Genomic DNA, 19,193 nt, shown 5'->3' with positions numbered 1-19,193 from the left:
CGCAGGTGGCAGCGTGACCGAACTGCCGCCCACCGCCGGCCTGCCGCTGCGCGCCGGCGATCTGCTGCCCTGGGGCGACGCCGACCTGGAGGGCCACCTGGCCCGTTGGCTGGGTGTGCCGGCGGTGCAGCTGACCTGCTCAGGCACCGCCGCACTGCTGCTGGCCTTGCAGGTGCTGCGGGCGCAGACGCCCTCGCGCGACGAGGTGGTGGTGCCGGCTTACACCTGCCGCCTGGTGGCGCTGGCGGTGGCCCGCGCCGGGCTGCGGCTGCGCCTGTGCGACCTGGCACCCGGCACGCTGGACCTGCACCTGCCGGCGCTGCAGGCCTTGTGCGGCCCGCGCACGCTGGCCGTGCTGCCGACCCACCTGTGCGGTCTGGTGACGGACGTGGCCGGCCCGGCGGCGGTGGCGCGCGCCGCCGGTGCCTGGGTGATCGAAGATGCCGCGCAGGCCCTGGGGGCCCGCGTGGCCGGCCAGCCGCTGGGGCTGCAGGGCGACATCGGCTTGTACAGCCTGGCCGCCGGCAAGGGGCTGACGCTGTACGAGGGCGGGCTGCTGGTCAGTGCCCGGCCGGCATTGCGCGCCGCCCTGCGCGAGGCCGGGCCGCGGCTGCTGCCGCCACGGCCAGCCTGGGAGCTGCGCCGCAGCCTGGAGCTGCTGGGCTATGCCGCCTGCTACCGGCCGCGTGGCCTGCGCTGGGTGTATGGCCAGCCGCTGCGCCGGGCCCTGGCGCATGACGACCGCGTGGCCGCGGCGGGCGACGACATTGGCGCCGACATCCCGCTGCATGCCGTGGGCCGCTGGCGCCGGCGTGTGGGCGTGCGGGCGCTGGCGCGGCTGCCCGCTCACTGGCAGGCGGCTGAGCAGCGCTGGCAGCAGCGCCGCAACCGCCTGATGCAGGCGGGGCTGCCGGTGCTGGGCGACAGCCCGGCCGTGCCGGCTGCGCAGGGTGTGCGGCCGCTGCTGCTGCTGGCCTTCCCCGACGCCGGGCTGCGTGACGCGCTGCTGCAGCGGCTGTGGGGCGCTGGCCTGGGCGTGAGCCTGCCGTTTGCTGCCACGCTGGCCGACTACCCGCCCGATGCGGCCGGCCTGGCCGTGACGGCGGAGGGCCCGCTGGTGCACGCGCGTGTGCTGGCCGGCCGGCTGCTGGCCATCACCAACAGCGGCTGGCTGGACGAGCCCGGCTTCGAGGCGCTGCTGGCGCAGCTGCTGGAAGGGCTGGGCCGCGTCCGCGCCGGTTGACGTGGTCTTGCCTCACGGCGCATCGGTCACCCGCGCGGCAGGTCGTGGTCAGGGCTTGAGCCATGACTCAGGCGCTGGCGGCCGCGATGCCGGCCAGCAACGTGAGGTTGAAGGCATGCTGGCCGGCCTGCCATTGCGGCAGTTCGGCCGGCGCATGGTCGGTGGTCTGGCCGTCGTGGGCGCTGAGCCAGCGCTTCCACGCCGTGCGGTAGCGCCATTGCGAGATTTCGCCGGTGATGTCGCTGGCCACCACATGGCCGCGCAGCGTGTGCAGCAGCTGCGCGGCGTGGTTGGGCCGCAGCTGGCCCTGGTCCCAGTTGGTGCGCACCACGTGGGGCGCGAACACGTCCTTGTCGATGGACAGGTAAGTGCGCAGCGGGCGTGCCTGCAAGTGCTCGCAGGCGGCGTCCACCAGCGCCTGCACGCTGGCAAAGCCGCGCACCGCACGGCCCAGCCCGCAGCGGCGGGCCCAGCCCACGTCCACACCGGTGGACCAGTACTGCAGCCGGCCGCGGGCCCGCGGCCACCAGTGGTTCTCCCAGGCATGGCGCCAGCCGATGTCGGGCGAGGTGATGCCCAGCACCAGCACTTCGGCCACCTGCGGCAGCGCCGCCACCCGCCGCACCCAGGAGCCGCAGTGCACGCCGAGGGGGAGCCGCATGTTGTCCGGGTGGTTGTCCAGCACCAGCACGCGCAGGCTGCGGGGCGGCTGCCCTGCGGTGCAGCGCGCCACCAAGGGCCAGCTCAGGTGGTGGAAGTCGCCGCTGCCCAGCAGCACCGTGCCGTGGCGCGCGGGCAGACCCGCGGCCATCGCCGCCGTGAAGCGGCGCAGCGTGGCCAGCGTGCAGCCGAAGCGCACCGCCTCCTGCCAGGGCGCCAGCGGCAGCCGGCATTCACCGGGCAGCGGGCCCACGGACGCATCCAGGTCCAGCACCACCGGCGTGTTCATCGGGCTTCGGCCTGCACCCAGGCGCGGTCGCTTTCAAAACGGCCGGCCAGGCGCCGCCCCAGGGCGCGCAGCCAGGGCTGGCGGATGTACACCGCATGGCGGGTGAAGGTGAAGCGGGCGCCCAGCTGGCGCTTGACCTGCGGGTCGGTCCAGCCCGCCACGTAGTGCGACAGCCCGCGCTCGCGTGCATGGGCCAGGTTCTCCATCCAGCTGACGAAGTACAGGTTGTGCTCACGTGCGGCCGGGTAGCGCAGGCCGATGTACTTGTCGATCAGCTTGCCGCCATGCTCGAAGCACAGATTCCAGCCCAGCAGCTGGTCATCGGCGGCGCTGCGGTACTCGAACACGATGCCGCCGGCGCCCGTGTCGCGCAGCAGCCCCGCGAAGAATGCGCGCGTGAGCTTGTCGAAGTGGATCTCGCTTTGCGCATACACCGCTTCGTACAGCGCGTAGTAGGCGTCCACGGTCGCGTCATCGGCAAAGGCTACCCCGGTGGAGATGCGGGCCACCTGCAGCCGGGCGCGGCTGCGCAGCTTGCGCCGCAGGTTCTGGCGGCGGGCCGGCGACAGCCGGCCGAGGTACTCGTCCTCGCTGGCGAAGTCGATGGGCACGTACGCCAGCGCCTGCCCTTCGAGCAGCAGGAAGCCGGCCTCTTCACAGGCCTGCGCGAAGGCGGTCGAGGCCTGGTTGTGCGCATCGCTGAGCAGGGGCGAGTCCTGCGGCAGGTCCTTGACGATCAGCAGCCGGTGGCCGGGCCGCCAGCGCTGCAGCAGCGCCTGCACCACCTGCCGCGGCGCCCTGGCCGCGGGCAGCAGGGCGTATTCGCTGACGGTGGTGCCGACGAACGCGGTGTGCACACGCAGCCAGCGCGACCACCAGCGGTGGCCCGGCAGCCGGGCCAGCGTGGCGCGCAGCTCGTCGTCGGCCGTGGTCAGCAGGTCGAAGTCGGCGGCAAACGCGGGCGGCTGCTGCTGCAGCACGGCAAAGCCCTGCGGTGGTTCACGCAGGAACCAGCCGACCAGCGCCGCCGGTTCCAGGCCGTTGATCCAGTCCACCTCAGGCTTGCTTGGCGCGGCGCAGCAGCTGGTCCAGCAGCACCATGGCCTCGTCGATCTCGGCCCGGGTGATCTCCAGCGAAGGCGCGAAGGTAATCACGTTCTTGTAGTAGCCGCCCACGTCCAGCACCAGGCCACGCGGCTGGCCCTTGTACTCGAGCGTGCCCGACAGGCCGATGTCCACCATGCGGTCCAGCAGCTCGCGGTTGGGCGTGAAGCCGTCGGCCGTGCAGATCTCGGCGCGCAGCGCCAGGCCCAGGCCATCGACGTCGCCGATCTCGGGGTGCCGCTTCTGCAGCTCCTTCAGCCCTTCCAGGAAGTAGGCACCCGACGCACGCACCTGGGCGCCGTAGTCGATCTCGGCGGTCATCTTCAGCACCTCCAGCCCCAGGGCCGTGCCCAGCGGGTTGGAAGCCAAGGTGGAATGGGTGGAGCCCGGCGGGAACAGCTGCGGGTTGATCAGCTCTTCACGCGCCCACAGGCCCGACAGCGCGTTGAGGCCGTTGGTCAGGGCCTTGGCGAACACCAGCACATCGGGCTTGACGCCGAAATTCTCGATCGACCACAGCGTGCCGGTGCGCCAGAAGCCCATCTGGATCTCGTCGACCACCATCAGCACGCCGTGGTCGTCCAGCACCTGCTTCAGGCCCTTGAAGAAGTTGGGCGGCGGCACGACGTAGCCGCCGGTGCCCTGGATGGGCTCGACGTAGAAGGCCGCGTACTCGCACTGGCGGGTCTTGGGGTCCCAGATGGCGTGGTACTCGTTCTCGAACTTGCGCCGGAACTCGGCCACGATGCGCTCGGCGTACTCCTCGGCCGTCATGCCCTTGGGCCGGCGGAAGGGGTAGGGGAAGGGGATGAACTGCGCCCGCTCGGCGAAGTGGCCGAAGCGGCGGCGGTAGCGGTAGCTGGAGGTGATGCTGGATGCGCCCAGCGTGCGGCCGTGGTAGCCGCCTTCGAAGGCGAACATCAGACTCTTGCCGTTGCAGGCGTTGCGCACCACCTTGAGCGAGTCCTCGATGGCCTGCGCGCCGCCCACGTTGAAGTGGCAGCGACCCGGCATGCCCCATTTGCGCTCGGCGTCCTGCGCGATCCAGCGCGCCAGCTCGATCTTGGTGGGGTGCAGGTACTGGCTGGCCACCTGCGGCAGCTCGCGCAGCTGGCGGATCATCACCTCTTCCAGCCGCTTGTTCTTGTAGCCGAAGTTGACGGCCGAGTACCACATCTGCAGGTCGAGGTAGGGCGTACCGCCCTCGTCGAACATGTAGCTGCCTTCGCAGCCGGAAAAGATCTGGGGCGGGTTCACGTAGTGAACCGTGTCGCCGAAGGAACAGTAACGGGCCTCATCGGCCAGCAGTTGTGCGCGATCCATGTGTTGCTCCTGGGCCGCCCGATGGCAGGGGCCATCCCGGGCGGTGCGCGCAGTGTTGTCAGCCCTTCTTGCGCAGCCGTCGAGGATTTGTGTGGGATTGATGGAGCCCCTGAACATCAGCCGTCAGTGGTCTTATCTGCCCATGAGATTTGGTATCAACCAGCAGACCAAGGCACTGCACACTGTGGCCATCGACACAGCGCTTCACGTTCTCCGAGGAACCCCATGTCCCAGACCACCGCCCCCGTTTCCAACGTCCTGGCCTTTCCGGCGCCCACACCCGGGCAGTCGTGCGACTTCATGGCCGCCAAGCTCAGCTACCACGCCGACGCCTGGGACGTGGCCGAAGACCTGCGCAACGGCATCGACGCCATCGTCGTCATCGACACCCGTTCAGCGGCGCACTACGCCGCCGGCCACGTGCCGGGTGCCCTGAGCTTTCCGCACCGGACGATGGACGCGCAGAGCACCGCGCACCTGGACCGCAGCAAGGTGTACGTGACCTACTGCGACGGCATCGGCTGCAACGGTTCCACCAAGGGCGCCTACAAGCTGGCGCGCCTGGGCTTCCAGGTCAAGGAGATGCTGGGCGGGCTGGACTTCTGGGTGCGCGACGGTCAGCCCGTGGCCACCGGTGCCGAGCCCGGCCGCATGCCGGCTGCCCGCCCGGCCATCGAGTGCGCCTGCTGATGGCGGCGGATGTGGTGGCGGAAGTGGCAGCGGACGTGGTGGTACGGGCCGCCGGCCCGGCGGATGCCGCCGTGCTGTCACGCCTGTGCGCGGCCCATGCCGCGTACGAGCACATCCACCACGACGGTGCCGGCCATGCCGAGCGGCTGGCGCAGGCGCTGCACATGCATCGCCTGCGGATATGGCTGGGCCTGCGGGGCGGCGAGCCGGTGGGCTACGCCAGCGCCACGCTCGACTTCTCGACGCTGGACGCGCAGCCCTTCGTTCACCTGGACTGCCTGTACCTCGAACCCGCGGCGCGGGGTCAGGGCATGGGCCGCGCGCTGATGGCCGCCGTGGCGCAGCACGCCCGCGACATCGGTGCGCGGCAGCTGCAGTGGCAGACGCCGCCGTGGAACGCGCTGGCCATCGGCTTCTACGACGCGCTGGGCGCCCGCCGTCTCGACAAGTGCCGGTACACATTGGCGGTCTGACCAGGAGGGTGCAGGTTCGGCGCTAGCATCGGCGCCCCGTGCCCACGCGCACGACCATGCCGCCCGTATCGTGCACATCCTCCTCGTCGAAGACGACGCGCCCCTGGCCGAATCGATCGCTGCCGCGATGCGGGCCCAGGGTTGGCGGGCCGACGTCAGCCCGCGTGGCGAGCCGGTGCCGGCCTCGCTCAAGCAAGACGCCTACGACGTGCTGGTGCTGGACATCAACCTGCAGGGCATCGACGGCCTGGAGACCTTGCGCCGCGTGCGCGAGCAGGGCTCCTTCCTGCCGGTGCTGATGCTCACCGCCCGCGACGGCGTGGAAGACCGGGTGCGCGGCCTGGAACTGGGCGCCGACGACTACCTGGTCAAGCCCTTCGCGCTGACCGAGCTGCTGGCCCGGCTGAAAGCCCTGGTGCGCCGGCATGAGCTGCGCCGCAGCGAGCACCTGGTGGTGTCTGCGCTGCACTACGACGGCCTGACGCGCGAGGCCCGCATCGGCGACCAGCCGGTCAAGCTCACCGCCCGCGAAGGCATCGTGCTGCAGTACCTGATGAGCAAGACCGGCCAGATCGTGCAGCGCGAGCAGCTGGCCGCGCTGGTGCCCGGCTGGGACGCCGGCACCAGCGACAACGCGCTGGAGCTGCTCATCTCGCGCCTGCGCGGCAAGATCGAGCCGGGCGGCGTCAAGCTGCGCACCGTGCGCGGCCTGGGCTACCGGCTGGAGCCCGATGTCCCATAGCCGCTTGGGTGGCTCCGCCGGCCCCACCAGCCCCACGTTGCGCCGCACGCTGCTGCTGGGGCTGCTGGTACCGCTGCTGGTGCTGGTGCCGCTGACCGCGGCCGTCATCTACCGGCTGGCTCTCACGCCCGCGCTGGACGGGCTGGACCGCGCGCTCACCGACACCGCGGTGGCCTTGTCCCGCATCGTCGACGTGCAGGGGGATGCCGTGACGCTGCCGCTCTCGGCGCAGACCGCACGCGCCTTGCAGGCCGATCTGGTGGACCACACGGTGTTTGCGGTCGGCGGGCCCGATGGCCGGCCGCTGGGGGGTGAAGCCGCGCTGCTGGCGCTGGCGCCGCCGCTGGCGGCGGATCAGTGGTCGTTCTTCGAAGGGCAGTTCGGCGGCCAGCCGGTGCGCGTGGCCGTCCATGCCATGGCCTGCGGCACGAAGGGCCGGCTGTGCGTCATCGTGGTGGCCGAAACCCTGGGCAAACGACAACAGGCCGAGCGGGCGGTGATGCTGGCCTCGCTCGCAGGCGCCACGGTGCTGGCGCTGGTGCTGGCCGCGCTGGCGATGGCGGCGGTGGCGCGCGGGCTGCGGCCGCTGCAGCGCGCGGCGGCCGAGGTGGCGGCACTGTCGCCCGCGCGGCTGGCGCCGGTGGACACCCGCGGCGTGCCGCGGGAGGTGCTGGGCTTCGTCGATGCGCTCAACGGCCTGCTGGCCCGCATCCGCGACGCGGCCACCGCGCAGCGCGCCTTCATCGCCGATGCGGCCCACCAGCTGCGCACGCCGCTGGCTGTGATGCGGGTGGAAGCCGCCCAGGCCCTGGCCACGCCGCACCCCGAGGCCCAGCAGCCGATGCTGGAGCGCCTGCATGCAGCGGCCGAGCGCGGCGCGCGGCTGGCGCAGCAGCTGCTGTCGATGGCCCGCACCGAAAGCTTCGCGCTCGACCCGCAGCAGCAGCCGGCCCAGCCGGTGGACCTGCGCCAGCTGATCGCCGAAGCCGCCGACCGCTGGCTGGAGCCCTCGATCGAGGCCGGCCAGGACCTGGGCTTTGAACTGGCCCACTCGGTGGTGCAGGGCCATCCGGTGCTGCTGGAAGAGCTGGTGGGCAACCTGGTGCACAACGCGGTCGCCCATGCTGGCCGCGGCGCACGCATCACCGTGGCCTGCGGCGTGGACGCCCATGTGCCCTGGCTGTCGGTGGAAGACGATGGCCCCGGCGTGCCGGAAGAAGAACGCCCGCTGCTGTGGCAGCGCTTCCGCCGCGGCCGCGAGGCCGGTGGCACCGGCAGCGGGCTGGGCCTGGCCATCGTTGCGGACATCGCGCGGCTGCACGGGGCGCAGGCCGCGCTGCTGGCCGGCGTCGACGGGCGCGGGCTCAAGGTGCTGGTGCGCTTTCCGGCCTCTGGCGCCTGAAAAGGGCCACGCCCTGCCGCCATCGCCAGATGGGCTGGCGGGGCGGCAGGGCGTGGCAGCGCCAACCGGTCAGGCGGCGGTGGCGGTGTTGGCGGTCGGCAGCAGCGCCGCCTCACGCGCCTTGCGCGACTTGCGGAAGAAGGCCACCAGCTGCCACACGATGAAGGCCGCGATCAGGCCCAGCAGCGTGCCGCTGATCGGCCGCTCGACGAACACCGAGAAGTGGCCGCGGCTGATCAGCATCGCGCGGCGGAAGTTCTCTTCCAGCATCGGCCCCAGGATGAAGCCCAGCATCAGCGGCGCCGCATCCAGCCCCAGGCGCATGAACAGGTAGCCGGCCAGGCCGAAGCCCGCGGTCACGAAGATCTCGTCCAGGTTGTTGTTGACGCTGTAGGTGCCGATGCAGCAGAAGAACAAGATCGACGGGAACAGCACCGCATACGGAATCTTGAAGACCGACAGCCAGTAGCGCACCAGCGGCACGTTCAGCAGCAGCAGGAAGCAGTTGCCCACCCACATGGAGGCCACCAGGCCCCAGAACAGCTCGGGGTGGCCCGAGATCATGTTGGGGCCGGGCTGGATGCCCTTGATGATGAAGGCGGCCATCATCAGCGCCATCACCGCGTTCTCCGGGATGCCGATGCTCATCAGCGGGATGAAGCTGGTGCGCGCGGCGGCCTCGTCGGCGGCGGCCTGGCCGGCCACGCCTTCGATGGCGCCCTGGCCGATCTCGTCCTTGTACTTGCTGACCTTCTTGTCCAGCGCATAGGCCGCGAACTGCGCGATCACCGGGCCGCCGCCGGGCAGGATGCCCAGCACCGAACCCACCACCGAGCCGCGCAGCGCGCTGGGGATGATGCGCTTGAACTCGGCCCAGGTCGGGATCAGGTCGATCTTGCCGTTGAAGGGCGAGCGCTCCTCGCGGGCATCCAGGTTCTTGGTGATCTCGGCGATGCCGAAGCAGCCCAGCGCGATGCTGACCAGGCCCACGCCGTCGGCCAGGAAGGGGATGTCGAAGGTGTAGCGCGTCTGGCCGCTGGTCACGTCGGTGCCGATCTGGCCGAGCAGCACGCCGATCAGGCACATGGCCAGGCCGTTGAGCAGGCTGCCGGTGGTCACGAAGCTCACGCAGACGAAGCCCACCAGCATCAGCGCGCAGTAGTCGGTGGGCCCGAACAGCAGCGCCACCTCGCCCAGCGTGGGTGCCAGGCTGGACAGCACCACGATGGCCACCGTGCCGCCGATGAAGCTGGAAAAGCCCGCGGTGAACAAGGCCAGCCCGGTCTTGCCCTTGAGCGTCATCGCATACCCGTCTATGCAAGCCACGATGCTGCTGGCATGCGGGATCTTCATCGTGATGGCGCTCACGCTGTCGCCGTACTGCGCCCCGTAGTAGATGCCGGCCAGCATGATCAGCGCGCCGGTGGTGGGGATGGAATAGGTCAGCGGCAGCAGCAGGCTGATGGTGGCCAGCGGGCCCAGGCCGGGCAGCAGGCCCACCAGGGTGCCCACGGTGCAGCCGATGGCGCAGAACATCAGGTTCTGCCAGGTCAGCGCATGGCTGAAGCCGAACGCCAGGTTGTGCAGGATGTCCATGGCGTCAGAACAGCGGCAGGTTGAGGCCCAGCAGCTGCTGGAAGCCGAAGGCCACGAGGATCAGCGAGGCCGAGACGATGGCATTGCGCTTGATGGAGTAGGTGGTGCCGGCGAAGGCCGAGATGAACACCATCACGACGATGCCCACCGCCATGTCCAGGTACAGCGAGGCCAGCGCCATGCCGCCCAGCGAGGCCATGATCAGCGCGATGTTCCTGAAGTTGAAGTCCATCGGCACCGGCGGCACGAGGCGCGCGCGCACCAGCATGGCCACGGCGATGAGCAGCAGCAGGCTGCTGATCATCAGCGGGAACAGGCCCGCGCCGGCCCGGCTGAAGGTGCCGATCGGAAAGTGCAGCAGCGCGCCCCCTCCGAAGGCGAGCGCGATCGCGGCGAGGAACAGTCCTCGGGCTGTGTTCTGGTTCATGGTGGTGGCGGTTGAAGTGGACGCAAATCACTCTAGGACTGCGCCTTTTGCACGCCACCACGGTTTCCACGTAGGACAGGAAACCGACAGCTTGCGGGGCCCCGCACAGGGGCCCCGGGTTCAGGGTCAGGCCATGGCTCAGGCAATCGCCAGCGGCATCGCCTGCGGCCAGTGGCGGCGCACCGCCTCCAGCATCGCTTCTTCGCCGTCGCTCAGGTGGGCATCGGCCGCGGCCGCCGCCAGGGCCAGCTGCACCACCTTGCGCTGCAGCGATAGGTCGGTGATGTCACGCATCAACGCGCCCAGCAGATCGGCGTCCACGCTGCTGCCCAGGCCCGCGCCGTGCGGCGCCGCGGTCAGCAGGTCTTCGCACAGCGTCTGCACGATGGCTGGCATCGCATCGGCGCGCAGGCCCAGCTCACCGGGCAGGTCCATCTCTTCCAGCAAGGCCAGTTCCGACCGGCACACGTGGCCGTCGGAGATGAGGACCAGCGCGACGATGCGGGCGGCGGCTTCCGGGCTGTTGGCGGGGTAGTGGCGCATGGAGAACTCCAGGTGCAGTGGTGAAGGAGCCCGCACTGTGCCGGGCCGGTGCTTCGAGAAAAACATAGGTTTGTCTGAGCCATGCATCGTGAAATCCTCACGATCGCGCTTTCTTCACGGGCAGGTTTTTCCTTCGCCAGGATCAACCACAGCCTGATTTATCCGCAGCGGGCAGCGGCCTACCGTGAGGCCTCCTCAACTTGGATGGAGTGCCGCGATGCAAGTCGTCTTCACCTCCCGCGATCCGCAGGCTGCCGGCCTGCGCCTGCTGGCCGAGCAGCGTCTGCGCTTTGCGCTGCGCCGCCTGAAAACCCGCGTGCCGCGGGCCGAGGTGGAACTGTCGGACGTGAACGGCCCGCGCGGCGGCGTCGACAAGCGCTGCCAGCTGGCCTTGCGCACCGACGGGGTGGGCCCGGTGGTGGTGAGTTCGGTGGCCGCCGACTGGCGCAGCGCGCTGGACCGTGCCCTGGCGCGGGCGACGCGCTTCCTGCTGCGCGAGGCCCGTCGCGCGCAAGACATGCGGCGGCAGCGGCGGCGCGCACGCGCGGCTGAGGCAAGCGCCGACTGACCGCTGCAAAACCACGTTGCCATTTCTTTGCGCCCATCAGCGGCGCCCAAATAAATCACCATGGCTGGAGATTAATAAAGCAGAAATGAGCAGGCTGCGCAGGGCACGACCCATGGTTTCGTGCCCGGCGTCGCCATGTCCTCTCGATCTGGTTCAAGTCCTTGTTACATGCGCCGACAAAAACACGGCGGGTGGCGCAGTGCCGCCCCGATAACGGCGCACAGGAGTGGAATCAGTGAGTTCAGTATTCTTCGGCCCCGCGATCTGGTTGATGTCGCGCCTTCGTTTCGGAATGAAGTTTGCGCTGTCAGGCACCATCGTTTTCGGCCTGTTGGCCTTTTTGGGCGTGGCCAGCGTCATCGCCAGTTATCAGCAGGTGGGCGCCTTGCGTTCGCAGGCCGCCGCCGTCGATTTGATGAAGAGTTTGGCGCAATGGAATCAGGTGCTGATCGAAAGCCGGCGCATCACGATCACCGCGCCGCCCGGCGACACCACGGTGCGCGAGCGCTTCAGGCAGCAGGCCGCGGTGGTGGAACGCACGCTGACCGAGATCGAGACGCAGGTGGCGCAGGCATTGCCGCTGTTCGACATGCGCAAGGACGTGCAGGGTTTGCGCGAGGGCTGGGTCGAATTGCAGAAAAAGGTTGAGGCGCTGCCGCTGGACGCTGAATTTGCGCCCAAGGCTTTTGCGGCGCACGCGCCCGAATATGGCCGCTTGTATGCCTTCATGCGTGAGATGGGCGACCGCTCGGGCATGGCGCTGGGATCCGATCTGGATTTGTTCTACCTGGGCTATCCGTTGGCCAACAACACGCCCAGCACCGCCGGTATTGCGGTGCGCATGGCTGCCTACACCGCCTTGAACATGGCGCGGGGCGTGCTGTCGCCGGCCGACAAGGTGTTTTATGAGGTGACCGAAGCACGGCTGAACGACACCTTTGGCAATGTTCAGAACATGCTCAAGCAGGCCATGAAGGCCAACCCCGACTTGGAGCAGCGCCTGGGCCCGCCGTTCGATGCCTTGAAAACCAGTTCCCAGCAATACCTGGCCTTTGTGCGCAAGCACTTCACCGCGGCAGACGCCATCACCGTGACGCCGGCGCAGGCGGCTGAGGCGGCCAGGCCCACCATCGACGCTGCCTGGGCGCTGGTGGAGCAGAACCGCGCCGTGCTGGCCGACCTGCTGGCCGAGCGCATCGAGCGCGCCACGCTGCACCGCAACCTCACCACCGCGCTGCTGCTGCTGGGCACGCTGGCGTCGCTGTATTTCTACGTGGGCATGTACCTGGGCACGCGCCACAGCCTGGACCGCGTGACCGGTTCGGTGCGCGCCATTGCCGACGGGCAGCTGGGCCAGGTGCAGCCGGTGCAGGCCCGCGACGAGTTCGCCGACCTGTCCAGCGCGCTGGCGCAGGCCGACCAGGCGCTGGCCGCGATGATCGCCAAGGTGCGCTTGAGCTCCGAGTCGGTGGCCAGCGCCAGCGCCGACATCGCGCAGGGCAATCAGCACCTGAGCGAGCGCACCGAAGAGCAGGCCAGCGCGTTGCAGCAGACGGCCGCCACGATGGAACAGCTGAACACCACGGTGCGCGCCAATGCCGACAGCGCGGTGCAGGCCAACGACCTGGCGCAGACCGCCTCGCAGGTGGCGGCCCAGGGCGGCGAGGTGGTGGGCCGGGTGGTGGGCACCATGCAGGCCATCAGCGACAGCAGCAGCCAGATCAGCGACATCATCGGCGTGATCGACGGCATCGCCTTCCAGACCAACATCCTGGCCCTCAACGCGGCGGTGGAGGCGGCGCGCGCCGGCGAACAGGGCCGGGGCTTTGCCGTGGTGGCCGGCGAGGTGCGCACGCTGGCGCAGCGCAGCGCCGAGGCGGCCAAGCAGATCAAGACCTTGATCGGCCGCAGCGTCGAGCAGGTGCAGGGCGGTACGCAGCTGGTGGCCGAGGCGGGCCAGACCATGGCCGAGATCGTGGCGTCCATCCAGCGCGTGAGCCACATCGTGGCCGAGATCTCCTCAGCCAGCCAGGCGCAGAGCGCCGGCATCACCCAGGTGGGGCAGGCCGTGGGGCAGATGGACCATGTGACGCAGCAGAACGCCGCGCTGGTCGAGCAAAGCGCTGCCGCCGCCGAGAGCCTGAAGAGTCAGGCGCAGCAGCTGGTGCGTGCGGTGGACGTGTTCAAGCTGGCCGGCGCCCAGGCTGGCGCCTAGACCATCAGAACACCACGCCCGCCAGCAGCACCACGTTGCGGTAGGGCGTGAACTCGCCGGTGCGCACCACGGCGCGGGCGCTGCGGGTGGCCAGCTTCAGGTCTTCATGGCTCACGGCCTGCACTGGCGCGTCGATCGGCGCCACCCAGGCGGGCAGGGCGCTGCCGCCATCGCAGGCTTCGGTGGCGATGAGGGCGCGCTCGACCTGCATCTCGCTCAGCACCGCGGCCAGCACGTCGTCGAAGGCGGGCACGCCGCGGGTGACCGCCAGGTCGATGCGCTGCGGGCCGCCGTGGCCCTGCGGCGCATCGGGGATGGGCAGGCCGGCGTCGCCGATCACCAGCGCATCGCCATGGCCCAGCGAGGCGATGACGCGGGACAGTTCGGCATGCAGCAGGCGGTTGCGCTTCATAGGGCACTCCAGGGCGGGGGTTCGGGCATGGCATCCACCTCGGACGCATGCGGGATGGACGGTTGCGCGCCGGGGCGGGTGACGCACAGCGCCGCGGCGCGGATGCCGCGGCGTGCCGCCTCGGGCAGCGCGGCGCCGCGGGCCAGGGCCACGGCCAGCGCGCCGGTGAAGGTGTCGCCGGCGGCGGTGGTGTCCACCGCCTGCACCTTCAACGACGGGTGCCAGACCGCGGCCTGCGCATCCACGCTCACCGCGCCCTGCGCGCCCAGCGTCACCACCACGCGGCGCACGCCACGCTGCATCAGCGCCCGCGCGGCGGCCACGGCGCCGATCCCGTCGGCCACCGGCAGGCCGGTGTATTCGGCGGCTTCCACTTCGTTGACCACCAGGGTGTCGATTTGCGGCCAGAGCGCGTCCGGCAGCGGCTGCATGGGTGACGGATTGAGCACCACCGGGCAGCCGGCGGCCTGCGCCAGTGCCACCGCGCGCAGCACCACCGACAGCGGCGATTCGAGCTGGGTGACGAAGGCGCCCGCGCCCTGCAGCGCCTGGGCGAACACCGCTTCATCCAGCGTCACCGTGAGGTTGGCGCCGGGGATGACGACGATGCGGTTCTGCGCGCTGTCTTCCACCATCACCAGCGCCACGCCGGTGGCCTCGGTGTCGTCGCGCTGCACCGCATCGAGGCGGATGCCGTCGGCCGACAGTGCGGCGCACAGCGCATCGCCGTCGGCGTCGCGGCCCACGCGGGCGATCAGCGTCACCGCGGCGCCCTGGCGGGCGCAGCTCACGGCCTGGTTGCCGCCCTTGCCACCGGGCAGGTGCTGCAGCGAGCGGCCGAGCAGGGTTTCACCGGCCTGCGGCGCCCGCGGCACCCGCATCAGCAGGTCCATGTTCAGGCTGCCGAGTACCACGATGGCTGGGCTGGTCGAAGTGCTGCTCATCGGGCCGCTCCGCTGGAAGCGCGCACCCGCAGCTCAGGCTGCAGCACCACCTTGCGCGGGTCGGCGCGCCGGCCCTCGATGCGTTCGAGCAGCATGTCCACCGCCAGCGCCGCGATGCGCTGCTTGGGCTGCGCCACCGTGGTCAGCGGCGGGCTGCTGAAGCGGGCCAGCTCGATGTCGTCGAAGCCCACCACCGAGATGTCGCCCGGCACGTCCACGCCGCATTCATGGGCGGCGCACAAGGCGCCCAGCGCCATCAGGTCGTTGGCCACGAACACGGCGCTGGGCCGCGGCGTGTGGCGCAGCAGCGCATGCATGCAGGCATAGCCGCTTTCACTGGTGAAGTCGCCATGCCACAGCAGCTCGTCGGCCTCGGGCTCGGGGGTGTGCCCACTGCCGGCGCCGATCTCGGCCAGCGCCAGCCGCCAGCCGGCGATGCGCTGCTCGCTGGGCACCAGGCCGCGCGGGCCGCCGATGCAGGCGATGCGCCGGTGGCCCAGCGTGGCCAGGTGGCGGGTGGCCAGCAGCGCGCCGTTCATGTGGGCGGTTTCCACCAGGTCGCAGGGCAGGGTGTCGATCTCGCGGTCCAGCAGCACGGTGGGCATCTCCAGCCCGGCCAGCAGCGCGGGCAGGCCGGCGTCGTCGCCGCTGCTGACCACGATCAGGCCGTCGATGCGGCGCTGGGCCAGCACCTGCAGCACCATGCTCTGGCGCCGCGGCTCATCGTCGGTGTTGCACAGGATGAGGGTGTAGCCGGCACCGAAGCAGCGGTCTTCGGCCGCGCGCACGATCTCGGCGAAGTAGGGGTTGGAGCTGTTGGGCGTGATCATGCCCAGCGTGTGCGTGGTGTTGCGCTTCAGGCTGCGGGCCACCGCACTGGGCACGTAGCCCAGCGCGCGGATGGCTTGCTCCACCCGCTCGCGCCCGTCGGGGCTGACGTGCCGCGTGCCGTTGACCACGTGCGAGACGGTGGTGACGGACACGCCGGCGCGCAGCGCCACGTCCTTGATGGTGGCCATGACCGCTCAGCCTCCGCGGCGGCGCTGGCGCAGCGTGTCGACGATCACCGCCGCCACGATCACGCAGCCGGTGACCACGCGCTTGCTGGGCTCGCTGGCGCCCACCTGGGCCAGGCCGGCTTCCAGCACCGCGATGATCAGCACGCCGAAGAAGGTGGTGACCACCGAGCCGCGCCCGCCCATCAGGCTGGTGCCGCCGATCACCACCGCGGCGATGACACGCAGCTCGATGCCCTGGCCCGCATTGGGGTCGGCCGCTTCCAGCCGGGCCGCCTGCATCAGGCCCGCCAGCGCGGCCAGCAGGCCGGTGAGGGCGAACACGGCGATGCGGATGGGCCGCGGATCGACGCCGGCCAGGCGCATCGCTTCTTCGTTGGTGCCGATGCCCACCACGCTGCGGCCGAACACCGTGCGCGTGAGCACCAGCTGGCCGACGATGACCAGCAGCACCGCGATGACGAAGGCCGCCGACACATTGCCCAGCCAGGGCTGGGCCAGCCAGGAGATGCGCTCGCCCACGTACTGGGTGCGTGAATCGGTGACCAGATAGGCCGCGCCGCGCACCACTTCCAGCATGCCCAGAGAGACGATGAAGGACGGCAGCCGGAAGGCCACCGACACCGAGCCCAGCACCGCGCCGCACAGCACGCCGGCGCCCAGGCCCAGCAGCGCCGCGGCCGGCACGCTCCATTGCCACTGCAGGATGGCGGTGGCGCTGAGCGCGGCGCTCAATGCCAGCACCGAGCCCACCGACAGGTCGATGCCGGCCACGATGAGCACGAAGGTCATGCCCACCGCCATCACCGCCAGCGCGGGGATCTCGTTGACGATGGCGATGAAGGTCTCGACGCTGAAGAAGTAGTCGCTGAGCGTGCTGAACAGCAGCACCATGGCCACCAGCACGGCGGCCAGGCCCAGGTAGGTGGCCAGCTCGCTGCGCAGCGCGCCAGTGCGCGTGGGGCTGGGGGAGGCGGAGGAGGTCATGCGGGCTCGCTCAGGGTTGCGTCTTCAGCCGGCACAGCGGCCGAGAAGGCCGCCGCCAGCAGGGATTGTTCGGTCCATTGGCCGCGCTCGAAGGTGCGCACGAGGCGGCCGCCGCTCATCACGCCGATGCGGTCGCACAGCGCCATCAGCTCGCGCAGGTCGCTGGACACCACCAGCAGCGCGCGGCCTTCGGCGGCCATGCGTTCCAGTTGGCTGTACAAGTCGGCGCGGGCGCCAATGTCGACGCCGCGGGTGGGCTCATCCAGCAGCAGCACCTCGCAGTTGCGGTGCAGCCAGCGGGCGAAGATCACCTTCTGCTGGTTGCCGCCGCTGAGCGCGGCCACGGGTTGTTCTTCGTCGGTGCAGCGCACCCGCAGCGTTTTCACCAGTTGTTGCACCAGGCCGCTTTCGCGCGCCGGCTTCAGCCAGCCGCGGGCCGAGACGGCACCGAGGTCGCTGAGCGTGGTGTTGACGCGGATGGACTGCGGCAGCAGCAGGCCCTCGGCCTTGCGGTCTTCGCTCACCAGGCCGATGCCGGCCTTCACCGCCTGCACGGGGTTGCGCCAGCGGCGCGCCGGGCCGCCGTCAATGGGCAGCAGCTCCACGCTGCCGGCGTCGGGCTGGTCGGCGCCGTAGATCAGGCGCAGCAGCTCGGTGCGGCCCGAGCCCACCAGGCCGGCCAGGCCCAGGATCTCGCCGCCGTGCAGCTCCAGGCTGGTGGGGCGCACCACCTTGCCGCGGGCCAGGCCCTGCACCCGCAGCCGCACCGGGCCCGCAGGCCGGCGGCCACGGCCGTTGTCTTCCACCAGGGTGCGGCCGATCATGCGTTCGACCAGTTCTTCTTCACGCAGGCCCTGCATCGGCAGCACGTCCACCAGCCGGCCGTCGCGCAGCACGGCCACGCGGTGGGCGATGCGCTGCAGCTCTTCCAGCCGGTGCGACACGTAGACGATGGACACGCCCGCCGCCACCAGCTGCGCCACCTGCTCGAACAGCCGGTCGGTCTCGCGCGGGGTCAGCATCGCGGTCGGCTCGTCCAGCATCAGCACGCGGGTGTCGTCGTGCAGGTTGCGGGCGATTTCCACCATCTGCTGGTGGCCGATGCCCAGGCGCGAGACGGGCGTCCACGGGTCCAGGTCTTCCAGCCCGATGCGGGCCAGCTGCGCGCGGGCGCGCTGCGCCATCTCGCCGCGCCTGAGCCAGCCGGCGGTGTGGGGCAGGGCGCCCAGCAGCAGGTTCTCGGCCACGGTGAGCGTGGGCACCAGGCCCAGCTCCTGCAGCACCATGCGCACGCCCTGCCGTTCGGCATCACGCCGCGAGACGGGGGCATAGGCCTGGCCGTCCAGCGTCATGCGGCCGCGGGTGGGGTTGACCAGCCCGCAGACGATCTTCGACAGCGTGCTCTTGCCGGCGCCGTTCTCGCCGGTCAGCGCCAGCACCTCGCCGCGTTGCAGCGAGAGGCTGACGCCGTCCAGCACGGTGGCCGCGTAGTCCTTGCCGATGCCTTCCAGCGTCAGCAGCGGCGTGCGCTCCATGGCCTGCAACCTCGGCGGTTTACTTGCTGTCCTTGGTGACCAGCACCACGTCGGTCTTCACTTCTTCGGGCATCTGGGCCTGCGGGGTCTTGGCGGCCAGGGCCTTGAGCGCGGTCTCGATGCCGAACACCGCCTGCTTGGCGGCGTACTGGTCGGCCGTGGCCAGCACGCGGCCGTCCTGCAGCATGGGCTTGATGGCGCTGATGTTGTCGTAGCCCACCACGGCCACCTTGCCGGTCTTGCCGGCAGCCTTGACGGCGGCCACGGCGCCCAGGGCCATGCTGTCGTTGCCGGCCAGCAGGGCCTTCAGGTCGGGGTGCTCACGCATCATGCCGGCGGCCACGGTGTTGCCCTTGTCGATTTCCCACTGGCCCGACTGCACGCCGACCACGGTGACGCCGGCGGCCTTCATCGCGTCCTGGTAGCCCAGGGTGCGCTGCTGCGCATTGAAGGTGGTGGACACGCCTTCGATGATGCCGACCTTGTCGCCGGACTTCAGCGTCTTGGCCAGCGCATCGCCCACCAGCTTGGCGCCGGCGCGGTTGTCGGGGCCCACGAAGGGCACCTTGATGCCCTTTTCCTTCAGCGCGGCCTGGTCGAAGCGGTTGTCGATGTTGACCACCAGCACGCCTTTGTCGATGGCGTTCTTGATGGCCGGCACCAGGGCCTTGCTGTCGGCCGGCGCGATCACCAGCGCATCGACCTTCTGGGCCACCATCTGCTCGACCATGCGGATCTGGGCGGCGGTGTCGGTCTCGTCCTTGATGCCGTTGGCCACCAGGGTGTACTTGTCGGCGTTTTCCTTCTGGTGAGCCTTGGCGCCTTGCTCCATGGTCAGGAAAAACTCGTTGGCCAGCGACTTCATCACCAGCGCGACCTTGGGCTTGTCGGCCGCCTGCGCGGCCGGCAGCAGGGCCGCGGACAGCACCAGCGCGGCGGAAGCGCCGAACACCTGCGCGCAGCGGCGGCGGGTGAAGAGGGAAGCAGCGGACGGGAAGCGTGCGGTCATGTCTTGTCTCCGGAG

Annotated in this window: 19 protein-coding genes; 7 read left to right on the top strand and 12 right to left on the bottom strand. The window is 70.4% G+C overall.

Annotated features, from left to right (window positions below; translation table 11 throughout):
• Window positions 1-13 precede the first annotated feature (13 nt).
• Entirely contained in the window at window positions 14-1,243 is a 1,230-nt protein-coding gene (locus MW290_RS23410; protein WP_250196753.1) for a DegT/DnrJ/EryC1/StrS family aminotransferase, read from the top strand.
• Window positions 1,244-1,310: 67 nt separating this feature from the next.
• On the opposite strand, the gene MW290_RS23405 is transcribed toward MW290_RS23410, so the two are convergent.
• The 3 genes from MW290_RS23405 to MW290_RS23395 are packed head-to-tail and all read right to left on the bottom strand — an operon-like array spanning window position 1,311 to window position 4,619.
• A complete protein-coding gene (locus MW290_RS23405; protein WP_250196752.1) occupies window positions 1,311-2,192 on the bottom strand; it encodes an arginase family protein in 882 nt (293 codons plus the stop codon).
• The gene (locus tag MW290_RS23400) at window positions 2,189-3,247 is read right to left on the bottom strand and encodes a GNAT family N-acetyltransferase (protein ID WP_250196751.1); all 1,059 of its coding nucleotides are present in this window, start codon (window positions 3,245-3,247) and stop codon (window positions 2,189-2,191) included. Before MW290_RS23400 ends, MW290_RS23405 begins: the two co-directional genes overlap by 4 nt.
• A 1-nt stretch (window position 3,248) precedes the next feature.
• Window positions 3,249-4,619 (bottom strand): aspartate aminotransferase family protein, encoded by a 1,371-nt coding sequence (locus tag MW290_RS23395; RefSeq protein ID WP_250196750.1) that lies wholly within the window; start codon window positions 4,617-4,619, stop codon window positions 3,249-3,251.
• A gap of 225 nt (window positions 4,620-4,844) precedes the next feature.
• On the opposite strand from MW290_RS23395, the gene MW290_RS23390 reads away from it, so the two are divergent.
• The 4 genes from MW290_RS23390 (at window position 4,845) to MW290_RS23375 (ending at window position 7,926) form a co-directional block, all read left to right on the top strand.
• Window positions 4,845-5,309, top strand: a complete 465-nt coding sequence (locus tag MW290_RS23390; RefSeq protein ID WP_250196749.1) for a rhodanese-like domain-containing protein — start codon at window positions 4,845-4,847, stop codon at window positions 5,307-5,309.
• Entirely contained in the window at window positions 5,297-5,782 is a 486-nt protein-coding gene (locus MW290_RS23385; RefSeq protein WP_250196748.1) for a GNAT family N-acetyltransferase, read from the top strand. Before MW290_RS23390 ends, MW290_RS23385 begins: the two co-directional genes overlap by 13 nt.
• A gap of 70 nt (window positions 5,783-5,852) precedes the next feature.
• Window positions 5,853-6,524 carry a response regulator transcription factor gene (locus MW290_RS23380; RefSeq protein WP_250196747.1) on the top strand — a complete coding sequence of 224 codons (672 nt, stop codon included), beginning with the start codon at window positions 5,853-5,855 and terminating at the stop codon, window positions 6,522-6,524.
• Window positions 6,514-7,926 carry a sensor histidine kinase gene (locus MW290_RS23375; protein ID WP_250196746.1) on the top strand — a complete coding sequence of 471 codons (1,413 nt, stop codon included), beginning with the start codon at window positions 6,514-6,516 and terminating at the stop codon, window positions 7,924-7,926. The genes MW290_RS23380 and MW290_RS23375 overlap by 11 nt, the downstream gene beginning before the upstream one ends.
• 69 nt (window positions 7,927-7,995) lie before the next feature.
• Here MW290_RS23375 and MW290_RS23370 read toward each other — a convergent pair whose 3' ends face one another.
• The 3 genes from MW290_RS23370 to MW290_RS23360 all read right to left on the bottom strand — a co-directional run bounded on the left by MW290_RS23370 (window position 7,996) and on the right by MW290_RS23360 (window position 10,492).
• A complete protein-coding gene (locus MW290_RS23370) occupies window positions 7,996-9,522 on the bottom strand; it encodes a tripartite tricarboxylate transporter permease (RefSeq protein WP_250196745.1) in 1,527 nt (508 codons plus the stop codon).
• Between the two features lie 4 nt (window positions 9,523-9,526).
• Entirely contained in the window at window positions 9,527-9,949 is a 423-nt protein-coding gene (locus MW290_RS23365; protein WP_250196744.1) for a tripartite tricarboxylate transporter TctB family protein, read from the bottom strand.
• 138 nt (window positions 9,950-10,087) lie between these two features.
• A complete protein-coding gene (locus MW290_RS23360) occupies window positions 10,088-10,492 on the bottom strand; it encodes a TerB family tellurite resistance protein (RefSeq protein WP_250196743.1) in 405 nt (134 codons plus the stop codon).
• Between the two features lie 217 nt (window positions 10,493-10,709).
• Here MW290_RS23360 and MW290_RS23355 point away from each other — a divergent pair, with 217 nt between their 5' ends.
• A complete protein-coding gene (locus MW290_RS23355) occupies window positions 10,710-11,060 on the top strand; it encodes an HPF/RaiA family ribosome-associated protein (RefSeq protein ID WP_250196742.1) in 351 nt (116 codons plus the stop codon).
• A gap of 235 nt (window positions 11,061-11,295) precedes the next feature.
• Window positions 11,296-13,275 carry a methyl-accepting chemotaxis protein gene (locus tag MW290_RS33180; protein WP_310740122.1) on the top strand — a complete coding sequence of 660 codons (1,980 nt, stop codon included), beginning with the start codon at window positions 11,296-11,298 and terminating at the stop codon, window positions 13,273-13,275.
• A gap of 4 nt (window positions 13,276-13,279) precedes the next feature.
• On the opposite strand, the gene rbsD is transcribed toward MW290_RS33180, so the two are convergent.
• The 6 genes from rbsD to MW290_RS23320 are packed head-to-tail and all read right to left on the bottom strand — an operon-like array spanning window position 13,280 to window position 19,178.
• Window positions 13,280-13,687 (bottom strand): D-ribose pyranase, encoded by a 408-nt coding sequence (gene rbsD, locus MW290_RS23345; RefSeq protein ID WP_250196741.1) that lies wholly within the window; start codon window positions 13,685-13,687, stop codon window positions 13,280-13,282.
• On the bottom strand, window positions 13,684-14,631 hold the full coding sequence (gene rbsK, locus MW290_RS23340) for a ribokinase (RefSeq protein WP_250196740.1): 948 nt from the start codon (window positions 14,629-14,631) through the stop codon (window positions 13,684-13,686). The genes rbsD and rbsK overlap by 4 nt, the downstream gene beginning before the upstream one ends.
• Entirely contained in the window at window positions 14,628-15,650 is a 1,023-nt protein-coding gene (locus MW290_RS23335; RefSeq protein WP_250196739.1) for a LacI family DNA-binding transcriptional regulator, read from the bottom strand. The genes rbsK and MW290_RS23335 overlap by 4 nt, the downstream gene beginning before the upstream one ends.
• Before the next feature lie 6 nt (window positions 15,651-15,656).
• On the bottom strand, window positions 15,657-16,634 hold the full coding sequence (locus tag MW290_RS23330) for an ABC transporter permease (RefSeq protein WP_250196738.1): 978 nt from the start codon (window positions 16,632-16,634) through the stop codon (window positions 15,657-15,659).
• Window positions 16,631-18,169, bottom strand: a complete 1,539-nt coding sequence (locus MW290_RS23325; protein WP_250196737.1) for a sugar ABC transporter ATP-binding protein — start codon at window positions 18,167-18,169, stop codon at window positions 16,631-16,633. The genes MW290_RS23330 and MW290_RS23325 overlap by 4 nt, the downstream gene beginning before the upstream one ends.
• A gap of 19 nt (window positions 18,170-18,188) precedes the next feature.
• Window positions 18,189-19,178, bottom strand: coding sequence for a sugar ABC transporter substrate-binding protein (locus MW290_RS23320; protein WP_250196736.1), 990 nt, complete (start codon window positions 19,176-19,178; stop codon window positions 18,189-18,191).
• Window positions 19,179-19,193: the final 15 nt, after the last annotated feature.

This window comes from Aquincola tertiaricarbonis (assembly GCF_023573145.1).
GTDB lineage: Bacteria > Pseudomonadota > Gammaproteobacteria > Burkholderiales > Burkholderiaceae_C > Aquincola > Aquincola tertiaricarbonis_B.
The sequence above is the reverse complement of the archived record's forward strand: the minus strand, read 5'-3'. Positions and strand labels throughout refer to the sequence as shown.

What these genes read in the sequence shown, in the direction of transcription:
- rbsK (WP_250196740.1), bottom strand. Translation starts at nt 14,631, where the DNA reads ATGAGCAGCACTTCGACCAGCCCAGCCATCGTGGTACTCGGCAGCCTG.
- MW290_RS23390 (WP_250196749.1), top strand. Translation starts at nt 4,845, where the DNA reads ATGTCCCAGACCACCGCCCCCGTTTCCAACGTCCTGGCCTTTCCGGCG.
- MW290_RS23325 (WP_250196737.1), bottom strand. Translation starts at nt 18,169, where the DNA reads ATGGAGCGCACGCCGCTGCTGACGCTGGAAGGCATCGGCAAGGACTAC.
- MW290_RS23320 (WP_250196736.1), bottom strand. Translation starts at nt 19,178, where the DNA reads ATGACCGCACGCTTCCCGTCCGCTGCTTCCCTCTTCACCCGCCGCCGC.
- MW290_RS23335 (WP_250196739.1), bottom strand. Translation starts at nt 15,650, where the DNA reads ATGGCCACCATCAAGGACGTGGCGCTGCGCGCCGGCGTGTCCGTCACC.
- MW290_RS23365 (WP_250196744.1), bottom strand. Translation starts at nt 9,949, where the DNA reads ATGAACCAGAACACAGCCCGAGGACTGTTCCTCGCCGCGATCGCGCTC.
- MW290_RS23360 (WP_250196743.1), bottom strand. Translation starts at nt 10,492, where the DNA reads ATGCGCCACTACCCCGCCAACAGCCCGGAAGCCGCCGCCCGCATCGTC.
- MW290_RS23395 (WP_250196750.1), bottom strand. Translation starts at nt 4,619, where the DNA reads ATGGATCGCGCACAACTGCTGGCCGATGAGGCCCGTTACTGTTCCTTC.
- MW290_RS23330 (WP_250196738.1), bottom strand. Translation starts at nt 16,634, where the DNA reads ATGACCTCCTCCGCCTCCCCCAGCCCCACGCGCACTGGCGCGCTGCGC.
- MW290_RS23370 (WP_250196745.1), bottom strand. Translation starts at nt 9,522, where the DNA reads ATGGACATCCTGCACAACCTGGCGTTCGGCTTCAGCCATGCGCTGACC.
- rbsD (WP_250196741.1), bottom strand. Translation starts at nt 13,687, where the DNA reads ATGAAGCGCAACCGCCTGCTGCATGCCGAACTGTCCCGCGTCATCGCC.
- MW290_RS23355 (WP_250196742.1), top strand. Translation starts at nt 10,710, where the DNA reads ATGCAAGTCGTCTTCACCTCCCGCGATCCGCAGGCTGCCGGCCTGCGC.
- MW290_RS23405 (WP_250196752.1), bottom strand. Translation starts at nt 2,192, where the DNA reads ATGAACACGCCGGTGGTGCTGGACCTGGATGCGTCCGTGGGCCCGCTG.
- MW290_RS23375 (WP_250196746.1), top strand. Translation starts at nt 6,514, where the DNA reads ATGTCCCATAGCCGCTTGGGTGGCTCCGCCGGCCCCACCAGCCCCACG.